The organism is Streptomyces abikoensis (assembly GCF_014648775.1).
GTDB classification, from domain to species: domain Bacteria; phylum Actinomycetota; class Actinomycetes; order Streptomycetales; family Streptomycetaceae; genus Streptomyces; species Streptomyces abikoensis.
The window spans coordinates 115,232-141,650 of record NZ_BMRT01000002.1; the positions used below are offsets into that span (position 1 = coordinate 115,232).

The 26,419-nt window shown below is 73.2% G+C and carries 26 protein-coding genes; 12 read left to right on the plus strand and 14 right to left on the minus strand.

Annotation, left to right across the window (positions count from 1 at the left end):
• Positions 1–7 precede the first annotated feature (7 nt).
• Together IE096_RS07405 and IE096_RS07410 are read right to left on the minus strand one after the other, a co-directional pair.
• Positions 8–358: a peptidase inhibitor family I36 protein gene (locus tag IE096_RS07405; RefSeq protein WP_189449904.1), complete on the minus strand. Its 351-nt coding sequence runs from the start codon at positions 356–358 to the stop codon at positions 8–10.
• Positions 359–505: 147 nt separating this feature from the next.
• Positions 506–946, minus strand: a complete 441-nt coding sequence (locus IE096_RS07410; RefSeq protein ID WP_229820023.1) for a MarR family winged helix-turn-helix transcriptional regulator — start codon at positions 944–946, stop codon at positions 506–508.
• Between the two features lie 80 nt (positions 947–1,026).
• On the opposite strand from IE096_RS07410, the gene IE096_RS07415 reads away from it, so the two are divergent.
• The gene (locus tag IE096_RS07415; protein WP_189449906.1) at positions 1,027–2,070 is read left to right on the plus strand and encodes a hypothetical protein; all 1,044 of its coding nucleotides are present in this window, start codon (positions 1,027–1,029) and stop codon (positions 2,068–2,070) included.
• Between the two features lie 89 nt (positions 2,071–2,159).
• Positions 2,160–2,996 carry an SAM-dependent methyltransferase gene (locus IE096_RS07420; RefSeq protein WP_189449908.1) on the plus strand — a complete coding sequence of 279 codons (837 nt, stop codon included), beginning with the start codon at positions 2,160–2,162 and terminating at the stop codon, positions 2,994–2,996.
• A gap of 17 nt (positions 2,997–3,013) precedes the next feature.
• Here the strand turns inward: IE096_RS07420 and IE096_RS07425 are convergent, their stop codons facing one another.
• Positions 3,014–4,627 carry an APC family permease gene (locus IE096_RS07425; protein WP_373298043.1) on the minus strand — a complete coding sequence of 538 codons (1,614 nt, stop codon included), beginning with the start codon at positions 4,625–4,627 and terminating at the stop codon, positions 3,014–3,016.
• Between the two features lie 501 nt (positions 4,628–5,128).
• Between IE096_RS07425 and IE096_RS07430 the strand changes: the two genes are divergently transcribed.
• Entirely contained in the window at positions 5,129–6,433 is a 1,305-nt protein-coding gene (locus tag IE096_RS07430) for a CAP domain-containing protein (protein WP_189449911.1), read from the plus strand.
• A 138-nt stretch (positions 6,434–6,571) separates the two neighbouring features.
• Entirely contained in the window at positions 6,572–7,444 is an 873-nt protein-coding gene (locus IE096_RS07435; RefSeq protein WP_189449913.1) for a class II glutamine amidotransferase, read from the plus strand.
• A 9-nt stretch (positions 7,445–7,453) separates the two neighbouring features.
• Here IE096_RS07435 and IE096_RS07440 read toward each other — a convergent pair whose 3' ends face one another.
• Complete coding sequence (locus IE096_RS07440) at positions 7,454–8,323, minus strand: ATP-grasp domain-containing protein (RefSeq protein ID WP_229820024.1); 870 nt, start codon at positions 8,321–8,323, stop codon at positions 7,454–7,456.
• Between the two features lie 136 nt (positions 8,324–8,459).
• Here IE096_RS07440 and IE096_RS31295 point away from each other — a divergent pair, with 136 nt between their 5' ends.
• Positions 8,460–8,840: a hypothetical protein gene (locus tag IE096_RS31295; protein ID WP_229820025.1), complete on the plus strand. Its 381-nt coding sequence runs from the start codon at positions 8,460–8,462 to the stop codon at positions 8,838–8,840.
• 120 nt (positions 8,841–8,960) lie between these two features.
• On the plus strand, positions 8,961–10,076 hold the full coding sequence (locus IE096_RS07450) for a serine hydrolase domain-containing protein (RefSeq protein ID WP_189449919.1): 1,116 nt from the start codon (positions 8,961–8,963) through the stop codon (positions 10,074–10,076).
• Positions 10,077–10,089: 13 nt separating this feature from the next.
• Here IE096_RS07450 and IE096_RS07455 read toward each other — a convergent pair whose 3' ends face one another.
• Together IE096_RS07455 and IE096_RS07460 are read right to left on the minus strand one after the other, a co-directional pair.
• Complete coding sequence (locus IE096_RS07455; RefSeq protein WP_189449921.1) at positions 10,090–11,676, minus strand: phytoene desaturase family protein; 1,587 nt, start codon at positions 11,674–11,676, stop codon at positions 10,090–10,092.
• 94 nt (positions 11,677–11,770) lie between these two features.
• A complete protein-coding gene (locus IE096_RS07460; protein ID WP_189449923.1) occupies positions 11,771–12,346 on the minus strand; it encodes a TetR/AcrR family transcriptional regulator in 576 nt (191 codons plus the stop codon).
• 134 nt (positions 12,347–12,480) lie between these two features.
• Here IE096_RS07460 and IE096_RS07465 point away from each other — a divergent pair, with 134 nt between their 5' ends.
• On the plus strand, positions 12,481–13,671 hold the full coding sequence (locus tag IE096_RS07465; protein ID WP_189449924.1) for a cytochrome P450: 1,191 nt from the start codon (positions 12,481–12,483) through the stop codon (positions 13,669–13,671).
• Between the two features lie 3 nt (positions 13,672–13,674).
• Entirely contained in the window at positions 13,675–13,890 is a 216-nt protein-coding gene (locus IE096_RS07470) for a ferredoxin (RefSeq protein ID WP_189449926.1), read from the plus strand.
• A gap of 18 nt (positions 13,891–13,908) precedes the next feature.
• Here the strand turns inward: IE096_RS07470 and IE096_RS07475 are convergent, their stop codons facing one another.
• From IE096_RS07475 to IE096_RS07510, 8 genes are all read right to left on the minus strand, one after another.
• Positions 13,909–15,120 (minus strand): cytochrome P450, encoded by a 1,212-nt coding sequence (locus IE096_RS07475; RefSeq protein ID WP_189449928.1) that lies wholly within the window; start codon positions 15,118–15,120, stop codon positions 13,909–13,911.
• Between the two features lie 9 nt (positions 15,121–15,129).
• Positions 15,130–15,717, minus strand: a complete 588-nt coding sequence (locus tag IE096_RS07480) for a GNAT family N-acetyltransferase (protein WP_189449930.1) — start codon at positions 15,715–15,717, stop codon at positions 15,130–15,132.
• A 46-nt stretch (positions 15,718–15,763) separates the two neighbouring features.
• Positions 15,764–16,510: a polyprenyl diphosphate synthase gene (gene uppS, locus IE096_RS07485; protein WP_189449932.1), complete on the minus strand. Its 747-nt coding sequence runs from the start codon at positions 16,508–16,510 to the stop codon at positions 15,764–15,766.
• Positions 16,511–16,941: 431 nt separating this feature from the next.
• A complete protein-coding gene (locus IE096_RS07490) occupies positions 16,942–18,006 on the minus strand; it encodes a chitinase (protein ID WP_189449933.1) in 1,065 nt (354 codons plus the stop codon).
• A gap of 101 nt (positions 18,007–18,107) precedes the next feature.
• Complete coding sequence (locus IE096_RS07495) at positions 18,108–20,129, minus strand: M6 family metalloprotease domain-containing protein (protein WP_189449935.1); 2,022 nt, start codon at positions 20,127–20,129, stop codon at positions 18,108–18,110.
• Between the two features lie 121 nt (positions 20,130–20,250).
• Positions 20,251–20,982: an SDR family oxidoreductase gene (locus IE096_RS07500; protein ID WP_189449937.1), complete on the minus strand. Its 732-nt coding sequence runs from the start codon at positions 20,980–20,982 to the stop codon at positions 20,251–20,253.
• Between the two features lie 26 nt (positions 20,983–21,008).
• Positions 21,009–22,220, minus strand: coding sequence for a ferritin-like domain-containing protein (locus IE096_RS07505; protein ID WP_229820026.1), 1,212 nt, complete (start codon positions 22,218–22,220; stop codon positions 21,009–21,011).
• On the minus strand, positions 22,217–23,041 hold the full coding sequence (locus tag IE096_RS07510) for a DJ-1/PfpI family protein (protein WP_189449938.1): 825 nt from the start codon (positions 23,039–23,041) through the stop codon (positions 22,217–22,219). The genes IE096_RS07505 and IE096_RS07510 overlap by 4 nt, the downstream gene beginning before the upstream one ends.
• Before the next feature lie 340 nt (positions 23,042–23,381).
• Between IE096_RS07510 and IE096_RS07515 the strand changes: the two genes are divergently transcribed.
• The 4 genes from IE096_RS07515 (at position 23,382) to IE096_RS07530 (ending at position 26,252) form a co-directional block, all read left to right on the plus strand.
• Positions 23,382–24,116: a cupin domain-containing protein gene (locus IE096_RS07515; protein ID WP_229820027.1), complete on the plus strand. Its 735-nt coding sequence runs from the start codon at positions 23,382–23,384 to the stop codon at positions 24,114–24,116.
• A 23-nt stretch (positions 24,117–24,139) separates the two neighbouring features.
• A complete protein-coding gene (locus IE096_RS07520; RefSeq protein WP_189449941.1) occupies positions 24,140–24,700 on the plus strand; it encodes a DJ-1/PfpI family protein in 561 nt (186 codons plus the stop codon).
• A gap of 98 nt (positions 24,701–24,798) precedes the next feature.
• Positions 24,799–25,527, plus strand: coding sequence for an HAD family hydrolase (locus IE096_RS07525; RefSeq protein ID WP_189449943.1), 729 nt, complete (start codon positions 24,799–24,801; stop codon positions 25,525–25,527).
• 50 nt (positions 25,528–25,577) lie between these two features.
• Complete coding sequence (locus tag IE096_RS07530; protein ID WP_189449944.1) at positions 25,578–26,252, plus strand: type 1 glutamine amidotransferase domain-containing protein; 675 nt, start codon at positions 25,578–25,580, stop codon at positions 26,250–26,252.
• The last annotated feature ends 167 nt before the right edge of the window (positions 26,253–26,419 follow it).

A 26,419-nucleotide genomic window follows, 5' to 3' on the forward strand; every position in this document is an offset into this window, starting at 1 on the left:
CAACACGTCAGCAGTTGCCCCCGTTGACCCCGTCGATCCGGCCCCCGAAGTCGCCCCCGTACGCCCTGCGCCAGTCGCCGTTGTGCACCTGGCGGGTCTCCTTCGGGTCCCAGTTGATGAAGCAGGCGTCGGTGCTCGCCACGAAGGAGCCGACGTTGTCGTGGAGGGCCGGGGGCATGTCCCGGTAGCCGCTGGAGGCCGTCCACTCCCAGCTGGAGCCGTGGTAGTCCGAGCCGCTGAAGAAGCAGACCGAGCCGCTGGGGCAGGCCGGTGGGCCGGCGGCCGGGGCGGCGAAGGCGCTGGTGGCGGGCAGGACGAGCGCGATGAGGGACATGGTGACGGCGGAGACGATTCGCATGGTGCGTCCTTTTCTGCGACGGTCACGTAAGGCGGCGGCGGTGTCCTGAAGCAGTCGCCTCACCGCCACCGACAGCGATATCATCCGCACCCTTGGTGAGCACCGTCGAGCGCTTCGATCACCGTCGAAGACCGCTCCCGGCGACGCCTACGCACCCCCGGACGAATCGTGCGCCGCGTTGTAGCGCAGGAGCTGGGCGGCGAAGCCGGCGAGGTCGTCCTCGTTCCAGTCGGCGAGGCGCTCCTGGAAGGCCGCGTGGCGTCGCGCGGCGACCTGGGCGAGGGTCTCCCGGCCCGCCGCCGTGAGATGGAGCACCTGAACGCGCTGATCGTCGGGGTCGACGCGGCGTTCGACGAGATCGAGGCGCTCCAGCGTGGCGATCTGCCGGCTGACCGTGGACTTGTCCAGGAGGTAGTGGGCCGCGAGGTCGGTGGCGCGGCAGCCCCGCTGGTCCTCGAGGTGGGAGAGCAGGGTGTAGGAGACCAGGGAGAGCTCGGGGTGCATCCGCGCCGCCGAGGCGCGGGCGCGGCGGGCGAAGGCGGTCAGCTCCCGCTGGATGATCTCCACGGACTCGTCACGGTGGGGCACGGGGACTCCTTTCAGGCCATGTGGTTGTAGAGTACAACTTGAAGGAAGAGTTGTATTTGCCAACTATCTTGAGGGTGTCGATGAGATCCACCAACGGCGGCGCACTGCGTCATGTGCTGACCCACCTGCTCACCCCCCTGCTGATGTGCGTCGGCATGGGCCTCGCCTACCTGGGCGCGTTCGCCCACCCGGAGCCGCACCGGCTGCCCGTCGCGGTCGTGGGCTCCGGCACCGGGACCCAGGTGCTCGCGCAGACCATCGGCGACAAGGCGGGCGACCGCCTCGCCGTACGGACCGTCGCCGACCGCGAGGAAGCGGTCCGGCAGCTCAAGGACCAGAAGATCTTCGGCGCGTACGTGCCCGGCAGGCGCTCCCCCGAGCTGCTGACCGCCTCGGCAGGCTCGGACACCACGGCCGTCGCCGTGCAGAAGGTCTTCCAGCCCGTGGCCGCGCGCCAGGGCGCCCCGCTGAAGGTCACCGACGTGGTGCCGCCCGCCGAGGGCGACCCCACCGGGCAGGGCATCTTCTTCCTGCTGGTCGCGCTGAGCATCGGCTCGTACGCCTCCGTCGCCGTGATCGGCGGAGCGGGCGCGGTGCTGCCGATGCGGCTGCGGATCGCGCTCGCCGGTGCCATGTCGCTCGTCGTCAGCGTGATCGGCACGGTCTTCGCCGGGCCCGTCTTCCGCCTGGTCGACCAGGGCCTGCCGGGACTGTGGGCCATGGCGTGGGTCTACTGCGCGGGCGTCCTGCTCGTCGGCACCGGACTCCACACCTTCCTCAAGCGCTGGACGACGCTGGGCGTGATGGTCCTCTTCGTCATGCTCAACTTCACCAGCGCGGGCGGCGTCTACCGCCCCGAGCTGCAGAACGGCTTCTTCGCCGCGCTGCACTCCTTCTGGAACGGCGCCGGGTTCGTCGAGGGCGTACGCAGCCTCGTCTACTTCGACCATGCGGGCCTGGGCGGGCACGTGTGGACGCTGGCGCTGTGGCTGCTCGCCGGCATCGTGGCCGTCTGCGCGGCCTGGGCCACCGAGGCCCGGCGCGCCCGGCCCGCGGCGCCCGTGGCTCCCTCGGCGGCCGCCGAGGCCGCGGAGGAGGAGATGGAGGAGGCCGTGGGGGTCTGAGCGACACCGCCCGAGCGCGCCCGCCGGACCCGGCGGGCGCGCGGGCGCTCGGCACGGTCCCCGGCCGCGCCGGTGGGCATCCTGCCCCCATGACCACATCGGAACCCGCCACCGGGCCCACCGGGGCCGCGTCGTTCAGCCCCGTCAGCAGGACGGCCCTGGCCGTCGCCCGGGTCCGGGCACGGGAGAGCGAACGCCCGGACGCCCTCTTCACGGACCCTTACGCCGCCGCGTTCCTCACCGCCGCCGGATACCCGGCCGAGCCGGCCGTACGGCCCGGTCCGTACGCCACCGCCATCGCCCATCACACGGTGATCCGCACCCGCTTCTACGACGACTTCCTGCTGGCCGCGAGCGCGGCCGGGTGCCGTCAGACGGTCCTGCTGGCCGCCGGGCTGGACACCCGGGCCCACCGGCTGGCCTGGCCGGAGGGGGTGCGCCTCTTCGAGCTGGACCTGCCGCCCGTGCTGGCCTTCAAGGAGGACGTCCTGGCCGGGCGGGCGGCCCGGCCGCGCTGCGCCCGCACGGCGGTGCCGGCCGACCTGCTGTCGTCCGAGTGGCCCGGCCTGCTGGTCGAGGCGGGCTTCGACCCGGCCGTGCGGACGGCCTGGCTGGCCGAGGGACTCCTGGTGTATCTCACGGAGGAGCAGGCCACCGGCCTGCTCCTCGCCCTGGGCGGGCTGTCCCGGCCGGGCCACCGGCTCGCCCTGGAGCGCGGCCGGGACCTCCCGCCGGCCGACGCCGAGCCGGGGCTGGCGCACATCGCCCCGCTCTGGCTGGGCGGCCTGGGGCCGGGCCTCGGCGACTGGCTCGACGCCAACGGCTGGGACGTGGCCACCCACCCCATCGAGGAACTGTCGGCGACATACGGCCGCCCCGGGACCGGTCCGGCCCGGGGCGGCTTCCACAGCGCGACGCGCCGCTGAGCGGCGCGCGGCCGTCGTCAGGCGGCGGGGACCGCCACGGGCTCGGCGGCCTGCCGCTCGTCCTCGGTCCCGGGCGCGGGCCGGGCCCCGCCGTCGAGCACCGGGTCGGGGTCCGGCAGCCCGGCGCGGTGGGCCTGCACGCCCGCACGGACCGCCCAGAAGTAGAAGCCCAGGGCCGACACGCCCACCAGGGCGATGTCGAGGCCGCCCGGGATCACGCCGTGACCGCCGAACTCCGCACTGCCCAGCGCCGACAGCGCCGAGAGCCACAGCAGGAACGCGGCCATCCACCAGGCCGGCGCGAACTGCTTGCGCAGGTCCTTCTCGCCCCGGCGGCGCAGCACGATCGCCGCGATGGGCACCGAGAGCAGGGTGAGGACGGTGACCTTGCCGGTGTTGGGCCACTTCGACCAGTACAGGGCGCAGGCCGCGAAGGCGAAGATGAGGGGGCAGAGGACCTTGGCGGCCGGGAGCCGGAAGGGGCGGGGCAGCTCGGGCTTGGTCTCCCGGAAGACGCCGACGGCGATGGGGCCCATGAGGTAGGAGACGACCATCGCGGCGGAGACGACGCTGGCCAGGGCCTCCCAGCTGTGGCCGATGGTCAGCAGCAGGAGGACGGAGAAGCCCAGGTTGAGCCACATCGCGGGGCGGGCGACGCCGTAGCGGGGGTGGACCTCGGCGATCTTCTTGGGGAAGAAGCCGGTCTCGGCGAGGTTCTGCGCCAGGTAGGCGGAGGAGGCGACGTTGCCGATGTTGGCGCCGTTGGGCGAGATGAAGGCGCCGAACTGGAGCATGGTGACGACCCAGTGGAGCATCAGCAGCTTGGCGAGGTCGGCGAAGGGGGAGGCGAAGTTGACGCCGCTCCAGCCGCCGGCCTCGGTGAGCTTCTCCGGCGGGACGGCGCCGAGGAAGGCGACCTGGAGGGCCAGGTAGATGACCAGGCCGAGGGAGAGCGCGCCGACGAGCGCGAGCGGGATGGCGCGGCCGGGGTTCTTGGCGTTGCCGCCGAGGTTGACGACGGCCTGGAAGCCGTTGAAGGCGAAGACGACGCCGGAGGCGGTGACGGCGGTGAGGACGGCCGACCAGCCGTTGGGGGCGAAGCCGCCGTGGGCGGTGAAGTTGTCCGTGTGGAAGCCGGAGGCGATGAGCGCGCCGACCGCGAGGACGGGAATGGCGAACTTGACCAGGGTCAGGAGGTTGTTGGCGCGCGCCAGCAGCTCGACCGACCAGTAGCAGGCCAGCCACAGGGCGAAGGTCAGGAGCAGGGCCGTCGCGATGCCCGTGCCGGTGAGGTGGCCGTCGGCGACCAGGCCCTTGGCCCAGCCGAAGCTCCAGGAGGACATGTACTGGGTGCCCGCGATGGCCTCGATGGGTATCAGCGAGGCGGTGGCGATCCACACGGCCCAGCCGGTGATGAAGCCCAGCACCGGGCCGTGGGAGATGGAGCCGAAGCGGGCCATGGCGCCCGGCAGCGGATAGGCGGCGCCCACCTCGGCGTACGTCATGGCGATCATGCCGATGAAGATCGCGCCGATCACCCAGGCGACCAGGGCGGCGGGCCCGGCCACCTGGGCCGCCTGACCGGCTCCGAAGAGCCAGCCGGAGCCGAAGATCGACCCCAGGCCTATCATGATCAGGGCGAAAAGGCTGAGGCCTTTCCTGTTGGCCGCGCTCATGTCCACGAGCTGTTTTTCCGTTCTGCCGGGAGACAAGGACTGGAAGTCCCTATGCGCCTCTTCGGCGTTCGGCTGCCGGGGCCGTCCCACCGGCTCGCGCCGATGGACGGCGACGCCTGTCGAACTGAACGGGGATCAGTCGCCGACACCACGTACCGGCCTGTAGGGCTTCGCCGGGATCGGCCCCGGGAACGGACACCGGGTACGACGCGACGAGCCCTGGGGCTGCCCCCGAAACGGGTTCGGGAACGGTCCGGGCTCGCTGACGACGAGATGGCCGAGGACGCGATAGCGACGCCGGTCATACTACGCCAACCAGGAGTAACACCTCCAATCGCGCCGCCCGCCCGGCCCGCGCGGAGGCCGGGAACCCCCGTCGTCCGCCGGGCGTTCCTCCGGCACATACCTCGATCCGGGGCGGGTGGCAGCCCGCCTCCCTCACCAAGGGCGGACCAGGTGCGCGACCTGACTTCCGGAGGGAACCTTCCGCTGCCGGACGGGCCGGTGTCGGTCCGGGTGCCCGGCCCGTTCGACATCTCGGCACTGATCACCGGGGACGACGGAAAGGTCTCCGGCGACGGCGACTTCGTCTTCTACAACCAGCCCACCGTCCCCGGCGCCCGCCTCGCGCCCGGCGGGCTCACGGTGGATCCGCGGCGGCTGCGGCCCGGCGCGACCCGGGTCACCGTGGTCGTCACCCCCGCCGAACCCGGTGCCGGGCTCGGCGGGCTGCCCGCGCCCGTCCTGTGCGTCGACGCCGACGGCCGGGGCGCGCTCGCCCGGTTCGCGCCCGCGCGGCCGGTCCACGAGACGGTGCTGCTGCTCGCCGAGCTCTACCGGCGCGGGCCGCAGTGGAAGCTGCGCGCGCTCGGCCAGGGGTACGCGGACGGGCTGGCGGGCCTCGTCCGCGACTTCGGCATCGAGGTGACGGAGGACGGCGCGGAGCCCGACGGCGGCCCCGGCGGCCCGGCGCCCGACGCCGACCCGGCCACGACGGCGCTGGTCAACGCCGTCCGCCGACGCGTCGGCGCTCCCCCGCTGACCTCCGACGCCCGTCTCGTGGCGGCGGCCCGGGCGCACGCGGAGGCCATGGCCGCCCAGCGGCGCCTCGACGCCACGGGCCCTGACGGGTCCTCGGTCTTCCAGCGGGTCACCGCCGGGGGTTACGCGTATGTACGGATGGCGGAGCACCTGGTGTCCGGGCCGCGTACCGTCGACGCGTTCCTGGACTACTGCCTCGCCGAGGGCCGGGCGCGTGACGGCCATCCGGCGCACGACCCGGCCTTCACCCACCTGGGCATCGCCCACGCCGTCGCGGCCTCGGGTGACATGTACTGGACGGCGCTATGGGCCGAGCCGCTGACCGAGGGGAGCCTGGCGCGCACGGTGACGGAGGTCCTGGCGCTCACCAACGCGGAACGGGCCGCCGCCGGTCTGCCGCCGCTGGCCGCCGACGCCCGGCTGGCCGCGGCGGCCCAGGCGTACAGCGCGGACATGGCCGGGCGCGGCTTCTACTCCCACACCTCCCCCGAGGGCACCGAGCCCTGGGACCGGGCGGCGGCCGCCGGGGCGCGCCACCGGGGCATCGGCGAGAACATCGCGTGCGGGCAGCGCTCCCCCGCCGAGGTCGTCCGCGGCTGGATGGACAGCCCAGGTCACCGCGCGAACATCCTCAAGCCCGGGTTCACCCACCTCGGCGTGGGCTACGCGGGCGGCGGCCCGGCCGGTACGTACTGGACGCAGCTCTTCGGCATGGCCTGAGCCGCGCGGGGCGGAACGCAGCCGGATACCGACTGTCGGCGTGCGCGCGGCGCGCCGATGCTGGACGTGACGGGTACGACAGGATCGACGGGTTCGACGGGATCGTCGGAGGAGAGTCGGAGGAGAAGGGACGGGCCCATGTGCCGTCTGTTCGGCATGAGCAGCGCTCCGCTCCGTGCCCGGGCCACGTTCTGGCTGCTGGACGCGCCCGACAGCCTCAGCGTCCAGAGCCGTCGCGACCCCGACGGGACGGGCCTGGGGTTCTTCGACGCGGCGGGGGCTCCGCAGGTGCGCAAGGCGCCCGTGGCCGCCTACGCGGACCGGGCCTTCGCCGAGGAGGCGCGACAGGTGGAGTCGGCGACGTTCCTCGCCCACATCCGCTTCGCCTCGACCGGGCGGCTGGAGACGCGCAACACCCATCCGTTCGAGCAGGACGGGCGGCTGTTCGCCCACAACGGCGTCATCGAGGGCCTCGACGCGCTCGACGCCCATCTGGGGCCGGCGGCCCGGGCCACGGTGCGCGGCGACACCGACTCGGAGCGGTTCTTCGCCCTGATCACCCGTGAGATCGCGGCGCACGGCGGCGACGTCACGGCGGGCATCGTGCGAGCCGCCCGGTGGGTCGCCGAGGAGCTGCCCGTCTACTCCCTCAACCTCGTCCTCGCCACGCGGGACGAGCTGTGGGCGCTGCGCTGTCCCGACACCCACGAGCTGTTCGTGCTGGAGCGCGCGGCGGGCGGCCAGCACGGCAGCCGGCACCTGGACCACAGCGGCACCGGCGGACGGCTGCGCGTCCACTCGCACGACCTGAGCGAGGCCCCGGCGGTCGTCGTCGCCAGCGAGGCCATGGACGACAACCCCGGCTGGCGGCCGCTGGAGAGCGGGGAACTCCTCCACGTCGGTCCGGACCTCACCACCACCGGCCACATCGTCCTGCCCGGCCCGCCCCGCCACCGGCTGGCCCTCGGAGATCTGCGCCCCGAGGCGGCGCGGTCGCAGAAGGCGCGCTGAACCGGGGGCTCACCCCGCGTTCAGCAGTGGTCCGAGCAGGGCCGAGGGGTCGGTCCCGGCGGGCAGGTCGCCGACCTGGCCGTCACCGGCCTCGATCACCCGCCAGGCGCCGTCGGCGCGCCGGGCGAGGTCGGTGGTGACGAACCGGCACCCGAGCCGGGCCACCAGCGGCGCGACCTCGTCCAGGCCGGGCTCGGGCGTCAGGCCGGGGGTGTCCGGGTGCGCGGTGGTCAGCAGCGGGCGCCCGTCGAGCCACCACACCCGTGCCTCGCCCTCCTCCCGGCGCAGCTCCTCGAAGGCGCGCAGGACGACGCCTCCGGCCAGGGAGTCCTCCTGGAGCTCCACGAACCGGGACACCACCGCGTGGAGCGCCGTGGTGTCGGCGAGGTCGGGCACGTGGCAGGCCTCCTCCCAGTCGTGCTTGCGGGACTTCACGAAGTCCTTGACGATGCCCGGGCCCTTCGGGAGGCGTGCCGCCGCCTCCGCGAGCGCCGCCGGTCCCGGTGCCCGGAAGGGCGCGCAGGGCAGCCAGGTGCTCGCCGGTGTCACCGCCGTGAACACCCCGTACCAGCCGGGCAGCTCGTGGGCGGTGCGGTAGTGCCCGGCGCCGGTGCGCAGGAGGGCGCCGCGGGCGGCGAGCGCGGCCTCAAGGTCGGCGTAGCGGGTGGCGGGGATCATCCAGCCCCGGTACCACAGCGGTCCGATGTCCCGGGGCACGCGCCGGACGGCCTCCTCGGCGCGGCCCGCGAGCAGCGCGTCGTGGTCGAGCAGCGCCACCGTCGCGCCGGCCTCGTGGGCGGCGGCGTCCTGCGCGGCGAAGTGCGGGTCGCTGCGGGCGGGGCGGAGCGGGTCGGCGCAGAGCAGCAGGGAGTCGGTCACCGCCCCACCGTAGAGGGTCTCCGTTCGGGTGATATCGGCGGTCGGCGCGAGCGTGCGGGAGGCCGGGGCCGGGTGTGCTGGCAGGCTCGTCGCACATCGACGAGCGAAGGGCGGAGCAGCGATGAAGTGGTTGGCGATGAGGACCCGTTGGGCCTTGCGCGCGGGGGTGAGCGCGGTGGGGGCCCTGGCCCTGTTCCTCGCCGGTGGGCCGACGGCCTTCGCGGCGACGGCGTGCGGGGGGCAGTCGTGCCTCACGGTGGACGCGAACGGCCGGTACGTATTGCGGGCGTCGGCGACGCCCGCGCCGGACGGTGACTTCGTCGGGCTGTTCCACATGTACGGCGGCGGCCTGGACGGCAAGAGCGCGCTGCGGCACTGGCGGCCCGGGCAGTTGTACGGGATGGCGCTGGGCCGGAAGGTCCCGGACCGTACGTGGATCTGCGTCGACGGGTGGCGGAAGCTCGACGAGGGCGGCTTCGCGCCGCACGGGCACGCGTGTGTGCAGGTTCACCAGTAGCCACCTGCCGTAGGGGGCCTGGCGACACCCCGGTGAGGGGTGCGGGCCAGATGGGACGGCGGCCGCCGGTTTCCTAGCGTCGTGGGTGACGGAACACCCGGCAGATGTGCAGGAGATGTGATGCGCCGTACGGTCAGGATGCTCGCCGCCGCTCTGGTGGCGGCGGTGGGGGTGGGGGCCGGGGTGCCCGCGGCCGCCGTCGGTTCGTCCGACGCGGCCTTGCGGAAGGCTCTGGACGGTGTGGTGGCCGGTGGTGACGCCGTGGGGGCGCGGGTCCTGGTGGCCGGGAACGGCCGGACGGTGCGGCTGCGCGCGGGTTCGGCCACGCTGGACGGGCGGCGGCCGGTGCCGTTCGAGGGGCGGTACCGGATCGGCAGCGTCACCAAGACGTTCGTGGCGACCGTGCTGCTCCAGCTGGTCGCCGAGGGGAAGGTGGGGCTGGACGAGCCGGTGCGGCGCCATCTGCCCGGTCTGCTGCCCGCCGACAAGGACGCGATCACCGTGCGCATGCTGCTGCACCACTCCAGCGGGCTGGCCGATTACGTCTCGACCGTCCCCAGGGGGGCCGACTTCGTGCGGCACCGTTTCGACCACTACGACGCCCGGGAGCTGGTGCGCCGGATCGCCGACAAGCCGCTGCTGTTCGCACCCGGAACGGACTGGAAGTACACCAACGTCAACTACGTCATCGCGGGCCTGCTCGTCGAGGCCGTGACGGGCCGGCCCTGGGGAGCGGAGGTGACCGAGCGCGTCATCCGTCCGCTGGGGCTGCGGGCGACCAGCGTGCCGGGGGACGACGCACGCGTCCCGGGCCCGCACGCCCACGGCTACGAACGGGTCTCCCCCGGCGCCGGGTCCGTCGACATCACCGAGCTCAACCCGACCGTGGCGGACGCGTCCGGGGCGATGATCTCCAGCGACGCCGACCTCGACCGTTTCCTCACCGCGCTCACCGGCGGGCGGCTGCTGCCCGCGCGACAGCTCGCCGAACTCCTCCCCCGCGACGGGGACCGCGTCCCCTACGGTCTGGGGATCTTCCGGGTGCCCAACTCCTGCGGGGTGACGGCCTGGGGCCACACCGGGGAGATCCACGGCTACTACACGCTGGCCCTCACCACCCCGGACCGCTCCCGGCGGGCGGTCGTGTCGGTGACGACCGCGACGTACCCCCTGCCCGACGACTCGCCCGTGTACGCGGCCGTGCGGAAGCTCACCGACGCCGCCCTGTGCGGCTGAGGCGGGGGCGGGTTCACCCCCGCTCGGGTTCGGTCAGTTCCTTGGCGACGATGTAGCCGGAGCCGCCGTTGACGCCGTGGCCGGGCCAGGTCGCGGCGCCGACCATGAAGAGGTTGGGGACCACGGTCCGGTGCGAGGGCCGGCCCGGCAGTGGTCGCAGGAGGTAGCTCTGGGCGAGTTCGTGGCTGCCGCCGTAGGGGTCGCCGGGGCCGCAGTTGGGGTTGAAGCGGGCGAGGTCGGGCGGGGCGATCACATGGCGGCCGAGGACGGTGCCGGGCAGGCCGGGGGCGTGGCGGGCGGCGAGTTCGAGGACGCGGTCCGCGAAGGCGTTCTTGACGTCGTCGGTCCAGCCGTCCGTCGTGTCGATCTCGCCCGCCGCGTCGCCGCGCGGGCGCAGCGGGACGTCGAGGAGTTGCAGCCGGGCCACGGCCGCGCCCGGTGGGCAGCGGGTGGGGTCCGCCGCGGCGGGGGTGTCGAGGGAGATGGTGGGTTCCGCCGGGAGGAGGCCGCGGGTGGCCTCGTTGACCGAGCGGGAGAGGGCGTCGAGGCCGCCGGTGAGGTGGGACTGGCCGGTCCTGGCGAGGCGTTCGTCGGCGAACCGGGGCGGCGCGGAGAGGGCGAGGTGGATCTGTACGCAGCCGCGCCCGTAGCGGTAGTCGGCCGCCTGGCGCCGGATGAGGGGCGGTACGACGCCGTCCTCGTGGGCGAGCAGCTTGAGGTAGAGCTGGTCTGGGTTGACGGAGGCGACGACGGCCCGGTCGGCGCGCACGACCTCGCCGTCGGCCGTGCGGACGCCCACGGCGCGGCCGTCGCGGACCAGGATCCGCTCCACCCACCGCCCGGTCTCGACGCGGCCGCCGTGCCGTTCGGTGAGCGCGGCGAGGGCGCGGGCGAGCCGTTCGCTGCCGCCCTCGGGGGTGGGCATGCCGGCGGAGGTGACGGCGAGGAGCACCATGACGGTCCAGAAGGAGCTGTTGACCTCGTCGGGGCCGCGGCCCAGGTGGAGGGCCCAGGGCGCGAGCAGTCCGTGGGCGACCGGTGAGGCGAAGGTGTGCTCCAGCAGGTCCCGGGCGGTGCGCAGGAACTGCTGGGTGAAGGTCGAGTAGTGCCCGTCGTCGTGCGTCAGGTCGTGGATGACGCGGGCGGACGCGGGGCTCGCGAGCTCGGCCGCGAACAGCTGGAACACCGGGCCGGCGTGGGGCTGGAAGTCCTCGAGGAGGGCGGTCAGGGCGGCGCCGTCGCCGGAGGCGAGGCGCTCGGCCTCGGCCACGTTCTCCCCGGGGTCGGTCGAGAGCACGGCGGTCCGCCCGCCGGGCATCGACACGCCCACGCAGTAACGGGAGTTGCGGTAGGTGAGGCCGAGGGCGGTGAGCTCCGGGCCGAGTTCGGCGTAGGCGGGGCCGGTGGTGAACAGGGGGTGCGCGGAGGAGTAGGTGTCGTGGAGAAAGCCGGGGACGGTGAGCTCTTCGGTGCGTACGAGCCCGCCGGGCCGGTCGTTTCCCTCGAGGACGACGACGCCCCGGCCCGCCCGGGCCAGGTATGCCGCCGTGACCAGGGCGTTGTGGCCGCTGCCGACCACCACCACGTCATAACGCCGCATGGTGGATGGTGGCACGCGGGCTTCGCCCGGGTGAAGTACGCAAAGGGCTGAGACGGGACGGGAGCCGCGTCTACGCGGCGCGGCCCGTTCCCGGTCAGGCCAGCCCTTCCAGCAGGGTCCGGGAGGCGTCGAGCATCAGCCGGCACACCCGTTCCGGGTCGGCGCCGGCCAGCGGTTCCTGGCGTACGACGAGCCGGGTGAGCCCGATGCCGAGCAGCCAGGCGAGGACGAGGGCCGCGCGCAGCTCGGCGTCCTCCTCGCCGGTGAGCCGGGCCAGCGTCCGGGCGTACTCCTCGCTCAGGCGCCGGCTGGCGTCCGCCACCTCGTCCTCGCCCCCGGCGGAGCGCAGGAAGACCTCCAGGGACCGGTCGCCCTGGGGGGCGTCGCCGGCGGGGTCGAGCAGCCCGCGCAGGGCCGATTCCAGCAGCCGTTCCGGCGGGGTCTCGCGCAGCCGTCTGCGCCCGTCGTTGGCCATGACCTCGCCGAAGAGGGCGGTCTTGGAGCCGAAGTAGCGGAAAAGCAGGGCCTGGTTGACGCCGGCGCGGTCGGCGATCGCGCGGACGGTCGTCCGGTCGTACCCCCGCTCGGCGAACAGCCCGGCCGCGGCGTCGATCAGCGCCTGCCGGGTCGTGTCGGCGTGCCGCCGCCGTACGGGCTTGCCCTCGGTCATCCCGCTCCTCCCCACGAGTCCGCCCGGTGTCCCCCCGGCGGGTGCGACAACCCTGGCCGAAGGCACCGTTGACGCGCTACCCACCCCGCCCTACGTTTTTGTAAGCAGACGCTTACATCGCGAAGAGGGGTCTCATGTCCACCTCCCACGACGAACCTGTCGTCTATCCCTTCAACAACGCCGAAGAGCTCGCCCTGTCCACGGCGTACGAGCGCGCTCGGCACGAAGAGGGGCTGCTGCGGGTGCGGTTGCCCTACGGCGAGCCGGCCTGGCTCGCGACCCGGTACGCGGACGCCCGGCTCGTCCTGGGCGACCGCCGGTTCAGCCGGGCCGCCGCCCAGGAGCACGACGCGCCCCGCCAGTCGGAGGGCCGGACCGACGCCGGCCTCCTCTCCATGGACCCGCCCGACCACACCCGGCTGCGCACCCTGGTGACCAAGGCGTTCACCGTGCAGCGGGTGGAACGGCTGCGGCCGGGCATCCGCGCCCTGGCCGAGGGCCTGGTGGACGACATGGTCGCGGCGGGCCCGCCCGCCGACCTGGTCGAGGACTTCGCGCTGCCGCTCCCGGTCGCCGTGATCTGCCGGATGCTCGGCGTGCCCGAGGAGGACCGGCCGCTCTTCCGCAAGTGGAGCGACGACGCGCTGTCCACCAGCTCGCTCACCGCCGAGGAGTGGGAGAAGAGCCGGGAGGAGCTGCGGGCCTATATGGCCGGGCTGGTCGCCGAGCACCGCGCCCGGCCCGCCGACGACCTGATGACGGCGCTGATCGAGGCGCGGGACGGCACCGGCCGGCTCTCCGAGCTGGAGCTGGTCGACCTGTGCGTGGGCATCCTCGTGGCCGGCCACGAGACGACCGCCACCCAGATCCCCAACTTCCTGCTGACGCTCCTGGAGCACCCCGGTGAGCTGGCGCGGCTGGGCGAGGACCCGGAGCGGATCCCGGCCGCGGTCGAGGAGCTGATGCGCTTCGTTCCCCTGGGCATGGCCGCGAGTTTCGCCCGCTACGCCACCGAGGACGTCGAGGTGGGCGGCACGCTGGTGCGGGCGGGCGAGCCGGTCCTGGTGGCCGTCGGCTCCGCCAACCGCGACGCGCGGCGGTTCGACTCCCCCGACATCCTCGACCTGGGCCGGGAGGGAAACCAGCACCTGGGCTTCGGCCATGGCGTCCACCACTGTCTGGGCGCGCCCCTGGCCCGTCTCGAGCTCCAGGAGGCGCTGCGGGCGCTGGCCCTGCGGCTGCCCGGCGTCCACCTCGCCGGGGATGTCGTGTGGAAGACGGAGATGCTGGTCCGGGGGCCGCGTTCGATGCCGGTGGGGTGGTGAGCGATGGCCTGGCGGGTGACGGTGGACCGCGGCCGGTGCATGGGCTCGGGAATCTGCACGGCCCTGGCGCCGGGGCTGTTCAGGATGGACGGCGAGCGGTCGCACGGGCCGGACGGGGAGTGCGCGCCGGACGAGGCGCTCGTCGACGCGGCGGACTCCTGCCCGGCGGGGGCCATCACCGTCGTCGAGGACGGGCGGGTGATCGGCCCCAGCGACTGAGCCCGGTGCTCACGGTCCTCAGCACTCGACGAGCAGTTCCCGCAGCCCCCGGATGACGAAGCCCTCCTTCCACTCGGGCTCCGCCACGAGCCGCAGGTTCGGCGCCCGCCGCAGCAGCTCGCCGAAGGACGCCGCGAGTTCGAGGCGGGCGAGCGGCGCGCCCAGGCAGTAGTGGATGCCCGCGCCGAAGCTGAGGTGGGGGTTGTCGGCGCGGGTGAGGTCCAGCCGCTCCGGTGCGGGGAACCGGTCCGGGTCGTGGTTGGCGGAGCCGAGGAGCAGGGCGACCTCGCTGCCGCGCGGGACGAACGTGCCGCCGATCTCGATGTCGTCGAGCACCCAGCGTTCGAAGAGCTGGAGTGGGGTGTCGTAGCGCATCAGCTCCTCGATCGCCCCCGGCAGCAGCCCGTGGTCGGCGCGCAGGGCGGCGAGCTGCTCCGGGTGGCGGAAGAGCGCCCACCAGCCGTTGCCGGTGGTGTTGACGGTGGCCTCGTGACCGGCGTTGAGGAGCAGGACGCAGGTGGAGACCATCTCCTGCTCCGTCAGCCGGTCCCCCTCGTCGTGGGCGACGATCAGCGCGCTGATCAAGTCGTCGCCGGGGTCGGCGCGGCGGGCGGCGATCAGTTCGCGCAGGTAGGCGGAGAACTCGGTCGAGGCCCGTACCGCGCGTCGCGCCGCCTCCTCGCCGGGGTTCAGCTCGTACATCCCGCAGATGTCCGCCGACCAGGGGCGCAGCAGGCCCCGGTCGGCGGCGGGGATTCCGAGCATCTCGGCGATGACGGCCACCGGCAGGGGCTCGGCCAGGGACGTCATCAGATCGCCGCCGCCGTCGGCGAGGAGCCCGTCGACCAGTTCGCGGGCCAGCCGCCGGACGACCGGCGCGAGCCGTTCGACGGTGCGCGGGGTGAACGCCTGTGACACCAGGCGCCGGATCCTGGTGTGGTCGGGCGGTTCCAGGTCCAGCAGGCCCTGGTCGTTGAGGGTGTGGAAGGGCTCGTGCTCGGGGGGCGGCGGCGTCCGCCCGAACTCCTCGTGGGTGAACCGGTGGAGGTAGGTGCGCCCCAGTCGCCGGTCGCGCAGCAGCGACGAGACGTCGGTGTGCCGGGGCACCAGCCACTGCCGGGTGGGCTCGAACCAGTGCACGGGCCCGGCCGCGCGCAGGGCCGCGAACCCGGGATAGGGGTCGGCCACGAACCGGGGGGCCCACGGGGCGAAATCGGCGCTCGCATCCATGTGCGGATGCTACTCGGGGCGGTCGGTCGCCAGCCGGGCGTGCAGGTGGGCGTCGTGGCGCCGCCCGGAGGGTTCCTTGAAGAAGTCCCGCATCACTCCCTCCAGGCCGAAGCCGGCGGCGACGGCCACGCGGCACGAGGCGACGTTGGCCAGGACGTGGTCGAGCGCGATCCGGTGCACGCCGAGGCCGCCGTCCTCGGGGGCGGCGAGGGCCCAGCGGGCCGCCGCGTCGAGGGCGGCCCGGGCCGCGCCCCGGCCCCGGGAGCGCGGCGTGACCCAGTAGCCGACGACCGCCTGGTCCGGCAGCCGGTTGATCTCACGGACGCTCAGCGCCCCGTGGAACTCCCCCGTCGTCCCGTCGGTGATGGCGAAGTAGGCGTCCCCGGCCGCCCACCCCGCCATGCGCGGCTCGAGCCAGATGGCCGCGCGCTCCTGGACGGACGCCTGGACGGTGGCGTGGCCGGCCGCCCAGCGGAGGATGTCCGCGTCGCGCAGCGCTTCGGCGACGGCGGGCTCGTCGCTCTCCCGGAGGGGCCGCAGGAGCAGCCCCCCGGCGGTGAGGGTCGTCGGGGCCAGAGTTCGCGTGGCAAAGGTCATGTCTGTGTTGTAGTCGATCTCCTTTCGCCGGTGGGGGGCGGGGTGTTCACAAGCCGTAGCGCCGGTGCCGCGACGCGTACGAGTCCAGGGCCAGGTCGAAGTCGTCACGGGTGAAGGAGGGCCAGGGGACGTCGCAGAAGTAGAACTCGGAGGCGGCGGTCTGCCAGAGCAGGAAGCCGGAGAGCCGCTGCTCCCCCGAGGTCCGGATGATCAGGTCGGGATCGGGCTGGTTGCGGGTGTAGAGGTGCTCGGCGATCAGGTGCTGCCAGTTGCCCGCCGGGTCGTCGGCGTCGGCGGGCGGCATGGTGCCGGCGCACAGGATCTGCCGTACGGCGTGGGCGATCTCCCGGCGGCCGTCGTAGGCGACCGCGACGTTCACGGTCATGCCGGTCGCCCGGTGGCTGGTGTGGCGGGCCCGTTCCATGGCGACGCGCAGATGGGCCGGCAGGGCCATCAGGTCGCCGATGGGGTTGACGGGCCAGCGCCGGAGGGCGGCCAGTTCCTCGATGGTCTCGCCGATCAGCGGAAGCAGGCCGGACAGTTCCTGGTCGGACCGCTTCAGGTTGTCGGTCGACAGCCCCCATAAAGTCAGCGCGGTGAGCCCGGCCTGCTCGGCCCACTCGCACACCTCGCGGAGCCGGCGCGCGCCTTCCCGGTAGCCCTCGACGGGGTCGAGACCCCGGGCCCGGGCCCAGCGCCGGTTGCCGTCCATGATGATGCCCACGTGCTGGGGTATCGGCCGGGCCGTGGCCGGCCGGGCCACGGCGGGGCTCGTACTGACCACTCCTGACATGCGGTGCCTCCTTGCCGCTCACCCGGGTCCCGCCGGCGGGGGCCGGCCCGGGTCCGGGAACGTACGCAGGGCCTGTCTCGGTGGTGGATCGGGGGGACCGTCACACCTCACACCTCTGAGCCCCGGAGGGCAATCACCCTCACGGGGGGCTCACGCGCCTCAGCGGCGCACAGCTACCACCGGCGACGGGGAGCGTCGGGCTCCCCGCTCCGTGCGCCCGCGCTCCGCGCCTCGTACGCCGTGATCGGCCGGCCACCGCGATGGGGATGAATGTGAGCCACGGTCACACACTTTCCGTGAGGTGGCTGACTCAACCTCGGCAACTTTGTTCGCCCGGGCTACGACCCTACGACACCTTCGACCACGAGGCGGGCGGCATATTCCGTAGGCGGATCGCCGGAGGCAGGTGCCGAGCTCTTCGCGATGGCCGCTCAACGGCCTTGCAGAGCCTTGACGTTGTCGCCGAAGGTCCAGTTCCGTGCCCCGTCCCAGTTGGCGGACCAGGTCATCAGGCCCTTGAGGGCGCCGCCGTAGGTGTTCCACGCGCGGGCCACGAGGTCCGGGGACATGTGGCCGCCGCCCGCGCCCGGCTGGGCGGGGAGCCCGGGGACCTGCTTGTCGTACGGGACCGTGACGGTGGTGCCCTGGACGACGAGTCCGCGGTTGAGGCAGTCGGTCTGGGCGGTGAACCCCTCGACCGTCCCGGCGGAGTAGGAGTCGCCGGAGCAGCCGTACATACTGCCGTTGTAGTACTGCATGTTGAGCCACCAAAGACGGCCGTCGTCGGCGTACTTCTTGACGATCGGCAGGTACGCGCCCCAGATGGAGCCGTAGGTGACGCTACCTCCGGTGACGTAGGCCGTCTCCGGCGCCATGGTGAGGCCGAATCCCTGGGGCATCCGGGCGAGTACACCGTCGATGACACGGATCAGATTGGCCTGGGAGGGCGAGAGCCGGGTGATGTCGCCGCTGCCGACGAGGCCGGTCTCGATGTCGATGTCGATGCCGTCGAAGTTGTGGTTCTTGAGGATGGGGACGATCGTCTCGACGAACCGGTCGGCCACGGCACTCGAGCTGAGGTCGATGCCCGCCGCCGCGCCGCCGATGGACAACAGGACCGTCTGCCCGGCGGCCTTGGCCCGGCACATCTCGGCCGGGGTGGGGACCTTGACGGTCGCGTCCATCCCGTCCTCCCAGAGGGCGGTGCCGTCGGGGTGGATGACGGGGAACGCGGCGTTGAGCACGTTGTAGCCGTGGGCGGGGAAGCGGGAGTCGTCGACGGGGGCCCAGCCGAAGGGCGGATGGACGCCGTTGGCGGCGCCGTCCCAGTTCTCCCAGTACCCCTGGAGCACCTTCCCCGCGGGTCTCGGCTTGAGCGCGCACGTGTCCTCGCGCGCGGCGCCGGTCGCGGCGGCCGCGACCGGCGCGTGCAGGGCGAGGGCCAGGGCCGTGCAGGCGCCCAGCAGTCGGGCTCTCCGAAGCAGCGCGCGCGACATGTCCACCTCCGGGGCTGTGGGGGCCTGGAGACTGATGCGGTGGGGTCGACCGCACGGTAGGAGAGCCCGGAACCGGCGTCAATAGGTCTGGACCAAGCGCCCTACTTCCGGAGGGAGCAGGTGGCCGTCGCCGTTCTGCCCGGGTCGCTCTCCGAGCGCGCGGTCAGGGTGATCTTGCCGTTGCGCTCGGCGCCCGCCGCCGCGCTCACGGCGACGTCGACGGGGATCCGTTCGCCGGGGGCCGCGGTGGCGAGCCGGTTGGGGAGCCAGGCGGACCAGCCGCGGCCGGAGGCCGTGGCCGACAGCCGGTAGATGTCGGAGGCCCGGGACGGATCGTCCTGGGGCGCGGCCCGGCCGGTGTTGGCCAGCGCGAAGGTGCACATCGCCCGGCCGCCGGCCGGCCCGCCCTTCACCGCGCCCCGGCCGAGGGCCACACCGCGCGCCCGCGCCCCGGAGCCGTCCAAGGACCTGACGCCGACGGTGTACGAGAGGACGCCGGAGGCGTCGCGCCGGACGTCGACGATGTAGAAGTGCAGCCGGTTGGCCCGGTCGACGTACTCGTAGGAGCTGCCCGAGTCGGCGCCCGCGTGGAAGAGGGCGTCGCTGAGCTGGCGGTAGTCCCCCATGGTGATCTTCTGCTGGGTGCCGTCGGGGCGGGTGAAGTCCACCATGCCGATGTCCTCGGGGTGGGCGTCGACCACCCAGGCGAAGGGCGCCCGGTCGGCGTTCTTGGTCTTGGTGAGGAGCACTCCGCTGTCCGGGGTGAAGGAGTCCATGCCCATGCGGTCGACGACCTCGACGGTGTAGTTCTGGTAACCGCCGCCGTCGCACAGCGGGTCCGTGGCGCGGTCGCAGGCCGGGGACAGATCGCGGCCCATGGTGATGTTGACGCCCGCGAGCCCCTTGTCGCCGGGCGGCGCGGAGCGCGCGGTGACACGGGCGACGACGGGACCGGAGTCCTTGAGGGCGTCGCGGTCGAGGCGCAGCACGTTCTTCTCGTCGACGATGCCGAGCTTGAGCTTGTCGCGCAGGACGTGCTGGGCGCCCATCGAGCCGCCGCCGGTCGCGGGTATCCTCCAGCGGGTGTGCGGGCCGCCGGGGCCGTTGAAGGTGCCCCGGGAGAGCATGCCCCAGATGCCGGTGTAGGCGCGGCTCAGCGGGGTGCCGTAGGGGTTGTTGTAGTTGTCGCCGATGCCCAGGATGTGGCTGAGTTCATGGGCGAAGGTGGCCATGCCGGAACTCTCGGTCTGGGTGGAGGAGCCGTTCTCGGCGTTGGGCCACAGGCGGGCGGCGGCCTGCCAGGACGTCCAGGGCACATAGCGGGTCCGGGCGGCGTTGCCCCCGGCGGGGACGGGCGACGGCGGCCCCCAGGCGGCCGGTACGTCCTGGGGACCGGCGAACCTCATCTGGCCGAACTCCTGCCAGGTGGCGGACTCGTCCTCGCCGGCGCCGAGGTAGAAGACGAAGTCGAACTCGTTGGCCCGGTCGTCGCCGACGTCGGCGACCCAGGCGCTCCTGGCGTCGGCGCGGATGTCCTTGTCGCAGGTGTCTCCGGAGGGGCAGGCGCCGGGGTTCATGCCGGAGTCGATGCCGTACTGGTGGGACTTGCCGGGCATCCGGTAGACGCCGAAGGAGGTGAGGTCGACGCCGAGGCGGCCGCCGGAGTCCTCCATCCAGTACTCGTTGATGGTGTGGCCGTGGTTGAGCGTCCCGGGTTTGTTGAGGAAGTCCTGGTAGAAGCGGGGCACTTGCTCGCGGGGGATGCGGGCGGCGGTGGGCTGGGGGTTGCCGAAGACGGTCGACCCGGCGGGTCGGGTGACGGCGAACTCCTCGTCGGGGTAGTCGAGGAGGACGAGGGCGCCCTTGAAGGTGCGCCGGGTGGGCTTGACGTCGGGGTCGGCCCAGCGGGTGCCGGGGACGGCCCGGTACTCGGCCCAGGTCATGTCGTCGGGGTTGCGCCAGTGCTGCGGGTCGATCGGCTGGACGAGGGGCGTTCTCGCCCGGGCGGTCGCGTCGGGGGTCGCCCGGGCGGCTCCGGGGGCCACGACGGCCAGGGCACCGAGGAGCGCGGCGACGATGCCCAGGCGCCGTAAGCGGCGGTGGTGACTACGGCGAGGGAACACGGGACTTACCTCTTGTCTGTCGTCCTCGGACGAGGAGATGGCAAGCCGTTCGATGGGATGTGCCCATCGCCGTCAAAAGGTAGAGCGGAGAGAAGAGTGACGCCAGAGCGCCCGCGTGGCCTCAGAGGGGCTGGCCCAGGGGCCGCACCAGGACCTGGTTGACGTCCGTCCCCTCGGGCTGGGAGAGCACCCAGGCGACGCATTCCGCGATCGATTCGGCGGAGAGGGCCGGTCCGGGCGGGCGGGTGCCGTCGGGGCGGCTGTCCCAGAAGGGCGTGTCGACCCTGCCGGGGGCGATCAGGCTGACGCCGACGCCGTCCGCGGTGACCTGCATCCGGGTGTTCTCCGCGAGGGCGTGCACGGCCCATTTGGTGACGGAGTACATATTGCCCGGGGTGTTCTTCACCCCGGCGACGCTGCCGATGAGGACGATCCGGCCGCGGCTGGCCCGCAGGGCGGGCAGGGCGGCGTTCACCAGCAGCGCCGGGCCCAGGACGTTGGCGAGCACCATGTCCCGCCAGCCCGCCGGGTCGCCGTCGGCGATGGTGTCGTGGGTGGAGAACCCGGCGTTGGCGACGGCGTGGTCGAGCCCGCCGAACCGCTCGGCCGTCGCCGCGACGGCCGAGGCGACGGCCCCGGGGTCGGTGGCGTCGCCGGGCAGGGTGAGCAGCCGCTCCCCGGCGGCCGCCCGCCCGGCGAGCGCGGCGAGCCTGGCGGCGTCCCGGCCGGTGGCCGCGACCCGGTGGCCGGCCCTGAGTAGCCGGAGCACGGTGGCGGCGCCGATGCCGGTCGAGCCGCCGGTGATCAGCGTGACGGGGCCCTCGGTCCCGTGCGGTGCGGTGGTGTCGGTCATGACCGCATTCTCACTCGACTCCTGCCTCACGAGACAGAGTTGTTGATAAACCTGGGTCCGTAGAAGACCGGCCGGCCGAGATCGGTGCGGTCCGCCAGCAGCTTGTACTCGCGCGGGTAGAGGACCTCCAGGCGCTCCACCACCGCTTCCGGGACCTGCTGCCGCATGACGTTGAAGCAGGACAGCACCCGCATGTCGTTCATCCGCTCCACCGCGGCGCCCAGGGACGGCCACCAGGTCTCGGCGGGCCCGTTCCAGGCCCGGTCCAGGGCCGTCATCATCGCGGTGTACGCGGCGTCGAAGGCGTCCAGTTCCTTACGGGCGGCCGGGCCGTCCGGGTCCTCGGCGAGGACGGCCGCGTAGCCGTCGGCCGGGACGGCGAGGGTGTTGATGACGACCGGCCAGGGGATCTCCTCGCCCCGGAAGAAGTCCGCCTCGGTGTCCCGGGTGAGCGGCCGCGCCGGGTCGGGGGCGCGGTAGCGGCGCCGGTGGCGGAGCTCGGCGAACCGGGCGTAGTGGGAGCCCTCGTGCTGGTAGGTGCCGCCCGCCTCGATGGTGCGCTCGTGCTCGCCCTCTCCCTGGTGGGTGATGATGTCGATGCCGTGGAGGAACCGTTCGACGGGGTCGGCGGGGTCGTCCGGGCCGAAGGTGGGGTAGCCGAGGTTGCCGCCGACCTGGTTGGCCGGTCCCCCGGCCCGTACGGCCCGGCGCACCCGGTCCGCGTTGGCGGTGACGGCCTGGCGCAGGGCGTCGTAGAAGTGGCCGATGGTGGGGTAGGCGGAGCGCCGCTCGCGTTCGGTCAGGAGGCGGGCGGGGGCCTCGATCCGCAGGAAGTCGTCCAGTTGCCGGGCGGAGAGCCGGGCGAGGACGGGGGTGAGGTCGGGCATCACGCCGCCGGGCAGGCCGCCGCCCGGTGCCGGGTAGCCGGGCCGGAGGCCCTTGATGTCCGGTGAACCGCCGAGCGCGGCGAGCATGTTGGCGGCGATGGCCATGTGGACCATCTCCTCCATCAGGACGCTGCGGATGGTGTTGTAGGAGGGGTAGTTCTGCACCTCCAGCGAGTACATGGCGGCCGAGTACAGCGGCATGGTGGCGTGTTCGAGGGCCACTGCGGTCTGGAGGGCGCCCCGGATCCAGTCCAGGTCCCGCAGGGCGGGGGGCGTGACGCGGATGCCGGGCCCGGTGCGCGCGGCGGCCGCGGGCGGCCCGGCGGGGGTGACGACCGAGCGCGGGCTCACCGGCGTCCCTCGCGGCCGGGCAGGGCGTCGGCGGACGGCTCGTCGGTGACGCGGGGCAGCAGCATGTCCTGGAAGTAGTCCTGGAAGGACTGCTCGAGTTCGGGGTGCTGGTAGAACTCCGGGCCGACCTCCTCGAAGATGACGTCGCCCAGTCCGCTGAGGGTGTCGAACATCATCGACACGATCGTCCCGGTCTCCCGGCCCAGGTAGTGGGCCACCATGGCGACGGCGCCGCCGTGCACCCCGTACGAGCCGGTGGCCGTCCAGATCCCGGTGTCGGGGTTGCCGATCCACATCCGGCGGCCGACGGGCACGTTGAAGCCCTCGGCGCGCAGTCCGCGCGCGACGGCGGCGACGCAGGTGACGGGCGAGTCGTCCAGGACGCCGGCGCGGGCGAGCACGCCGACGCCGGAGCAGTTGGCGGCCACGACCCTGCCCGCCTGGTGGTGACGGCGGATCAGTTCCAGTACCCGCTCGTCGGAGGTGAGCTCCCCGGAGCCGACGCCGCCGGGCACGTAGAGGATGTCGAAGAGCTCGTCCGGGTCGAGCACGGAGTCGGCGACCACCTGGGTGCCCATCTGCATGGTCACCACGCCCGGCGTCAGCCCCACCAGGCGGACGTCCAGCTCCCGGGGCGCGGCCTCGCGCTGCCAGGGCGCGATGCCGCCGGAGGTCACCATGGCGGCGCCCTTGAAGATCTCCAGCGGGGTGATGGTGTCCTGCTCGCTGCACTTCTCGTAGCCGAGCACCGCGATGGAGCGGACGACGCCGCTCGTGCCCGGACGTGTCCCCTCCGCCGTCTCCCGTGTCACCGTCGTCATGGCGATTCCCCCTCGGATTCGTTCGCGCGGCAATGCGCGCGGTGAACGCAGGAGAGTGAATCAGCGCCCCGGACGGTGCGGCAAATAACGGAACCGGGGCCGTCCATAAGAGGAAATGAGGGAATCCGCATCGGGGATTCCGGACGAAAGGATTCCTTATCGGGGGTGCATGGAGAGCTATTTGGCCCGCCTTCCGGGACGGTATAGCGTCAGTGCGTCGGCCCGCCGGACATGGGGGTTCGGGACGGTTTCCCGGCGGCCGGAGGAATTGCACGCGACAGGGGGAGCAATGCCCGGAACGAGCAATGACGTCATACCCGTAACCGTCGGGGAAAACCTCGTGGTGCGGATAGACCCGGGCCCGCGCGACTTCGCGGTGCTCCGCGAAGTGGTACGCAAGGGAAGCCGCGTCGGAAACGAGCGGCTGGACGCCGACCACCATCTGGACGAGGTCATCCCCAAGCCCTGGGGCCTGGAATACCGGGTGTACGTCGACGACTTCATCGACATCTGGAACCTGCGGATCGAGGAGGGGCACGCCACTTCGCTGCACGTCCATCCGCGCAAGCTGACCTATCTGCTCTGCCTGGGCGGGCAGGGCGTGGCGAGGACGCTCTCGGCGGAGTATCCGGTGGAGGCCGGCACGCTGCTGAGGATCGGCGGCGGGGCGTTCCACTCGACGCGCTCGCTGGGCCCCGGCCCGCTGTTCCTGGTCGAGGTCGAGGCGCCGCGCAACAAGTTCGACCTGATCCGGCTGCGCGACGGCTACAGCCGGGAGAACACCGGTTACGAGTCCGAGCACCGGCACCTCGCGGAGCTGCCCGTCCGCCCGGTGCCCTATCTGCCCGAGGCCCGGATGCGGGACCGCTCGCCCTGCGGCGGCTTCCGCTTCGAGATCCGGGCGGGCATGGACATCTTCTACCGGCCCCGCCCGGAGGACCTCTTCCACGTCCCGCTGGGACTGACCGGGGTGGTCACCGGGGAGCTGGGGATCCTCGTGGCCGCCCGCGGCGACACCCGGCGGCCGGCCGTCGACGAGTACTACCTGAGCCTCGCGCTCGCCACCACCCGATGAGTACGGAGAGGAAAGGATCCGCCATGACCCACCGCGCGGTGATCGTCACCGGTCCGGGGTTCCAGGACCACGACGTCGTCTACACCTACTACCGCCTCCTGGAGGAGGGCTGGCACGCGGACGTCGCCACCCGGGACGGCGGCGAGGTCACCGGCAAGTACGGGGTGCCGCTGCCGATGGACAAGACCGCCAAGCCGCTCGTCTCCTTCGACCAGCTGGACGTGGCCGGGTACGACGCGGTCATCCTCACCGGTGGCCACGAGGCCCCCGACCGGGTGCGCCAGGACGCGCGGGTGCTGGACTTCGTCCGGGGCATGGACGCCGCGGGGAAGGTCGTCGCGGGGCTCTGCCACGGCCCGTGGATCATGGTCAGCGCCGGGGTGCTCAGGGGCCGCAGGGCGTGCGCCTACATCGGGCTGCGGGACGACGTCGTCAACGCGGGCGCCCATGTCGTCGACGGGGACGTGGTGGTGGACGGCCACATCGTCACCTGCTCCTACTACGGCTACGTCGGCCGCTTCATGCGGGCCGTCTTCGAGACCGTACGCGAGCGTACGGCGACTCCCGAGCCGGTGGCGCCCTGAGCGTGCGGGGCCACCGCAGGCGCGGGGACGGGCGAGCCGTTCCGTCCCAGAACCCCCGCCCGTCCCCGCGCGCCCACGAAGGAGCAAGGAGCACAGCCATGCTGATACTCGACTTCGACGGTGTCGTCTGCGACGCCTTCGAGGAGTGCGCGGTCGTCACCCGCCACGCCGGGGACGGTGTCGCGGCCACCGCCGCGAAGTCCCCGGCCGAGCTGGCCGCCGGGCTCGCCCCGGCGTTCCTCGACCGCTTCCGGGCCGTGCGCCGGCACTCCCGGCTGCTGGACCACTTCATGGTGGCCCTCGACCCCCGCAGCGAACGCATCGGGGGGCAGGAGGAGTTCGACGCCCTCTTCGCCGCCATCCCGGACGGACGGCGGGAGCGGCTGGTCGCGGGGGCCACCGCGCTCCGGGCCGAGCTGCGCCGCCGGCACCGCGCCGAGTGGCTGGGGATGCACCGGCTCTACCCCGGGATCCGCGGCCTGCTGGAGCGGCACGCGGGACGCGTCAGCATCGTCACCGCGAAGGACGAGACGTCCGTGCGGGAGATCCTCGCCCACCACGGGCTCGGTGGAGCGGTGGTGTCGGTGGTCGGCGAGTGCGCCGACAAGCGCGCCGCCGTGCTGGAGCTGGTGGCCGAGGACGGGCTGCGGCCCGAGCACGCCACGTTCGTCGACGACAACCTGCGCAACGCCCTCCAGGTGCGGGACACCGGCGCCCGCGCCCTGTGGGCCTACTGGGGCTACCACACCGCCGACGACGTACGGAAGTCGCTGCGGCGGCGGGTGGCCCGTCTCTATCTGCCGGAACTGGGCGGGCTTTCGGCATGATGCCCGCCACGGCCACCATCGGACACGCGAGCGAGAGGAAGACCGCTGTCATGACCGTCAAGGTTCTGTTCGCCCTCACCAGCCACGGGAGGCTGGGCGACACGGGTCGCACCACCGGCTTCTACGTACCGGAGGTCGCCCACCCCGCCCGGGTGTTCGCGGAGGCGGGCTGCGAGATCGGCTTCGTCTCGGTGCAGGGCGGCGCCCCGCCCAGGGACGGGGTGAAGCCGGACGACACCGTCGTCGCCGAATTCCTCGCCGACCCCGCGACGCGACGCGCCCTGAGCGAGACCCCCACCGCGGACCGCGTGGACCCCGAAGCCGTGGACGTCCTCTACTACGCGGGCGGGCACGGCGCCATGTGGGACTTCCCCCACGACACCGCCCTGGCCGCGCTCGGCGCCCGGGTGTACGAGCGCGGCGGCGTGGTGGCCGCGGTGTGCCACGGGCCGGCCGGGCTGGTGGGGCTGAGGCTCTCCGACGGGACGCACCTCGTCGAGGGCAAACAGGTCTCGTCGTTCACCGACGACGAGGAGGCGGCCGTCGGGCTGACCGACGTGGTGCCGTTCCCGCTGGAGACCACGCTGACGCGGCGGGGCGCGAAGTTCTCCAAGGCCCCGGACTTCACCGAGCACGCCGTCGCCGACGGCCGCCTGGTGACGGGGCAGAACCCCGCCTCGGCCGTCAAGGTGGCCCGGCTCGCGCTGGCCGCCCTGCGGGCCTAGCGAGGGCGCGCCACCGCCCGGGACCGGGCCGCGCGAACGCGAAGCACCAGCTCCCCGGGGAGCTGGTGCTTCCGTATGCCGTAGCCACAAGCTCGGCCTCCGCCGCAACGCCTCACCGCCCCCGAGCATCTTTAAGTGCGAACAGCGAACGTACTGTCGGCGTCATC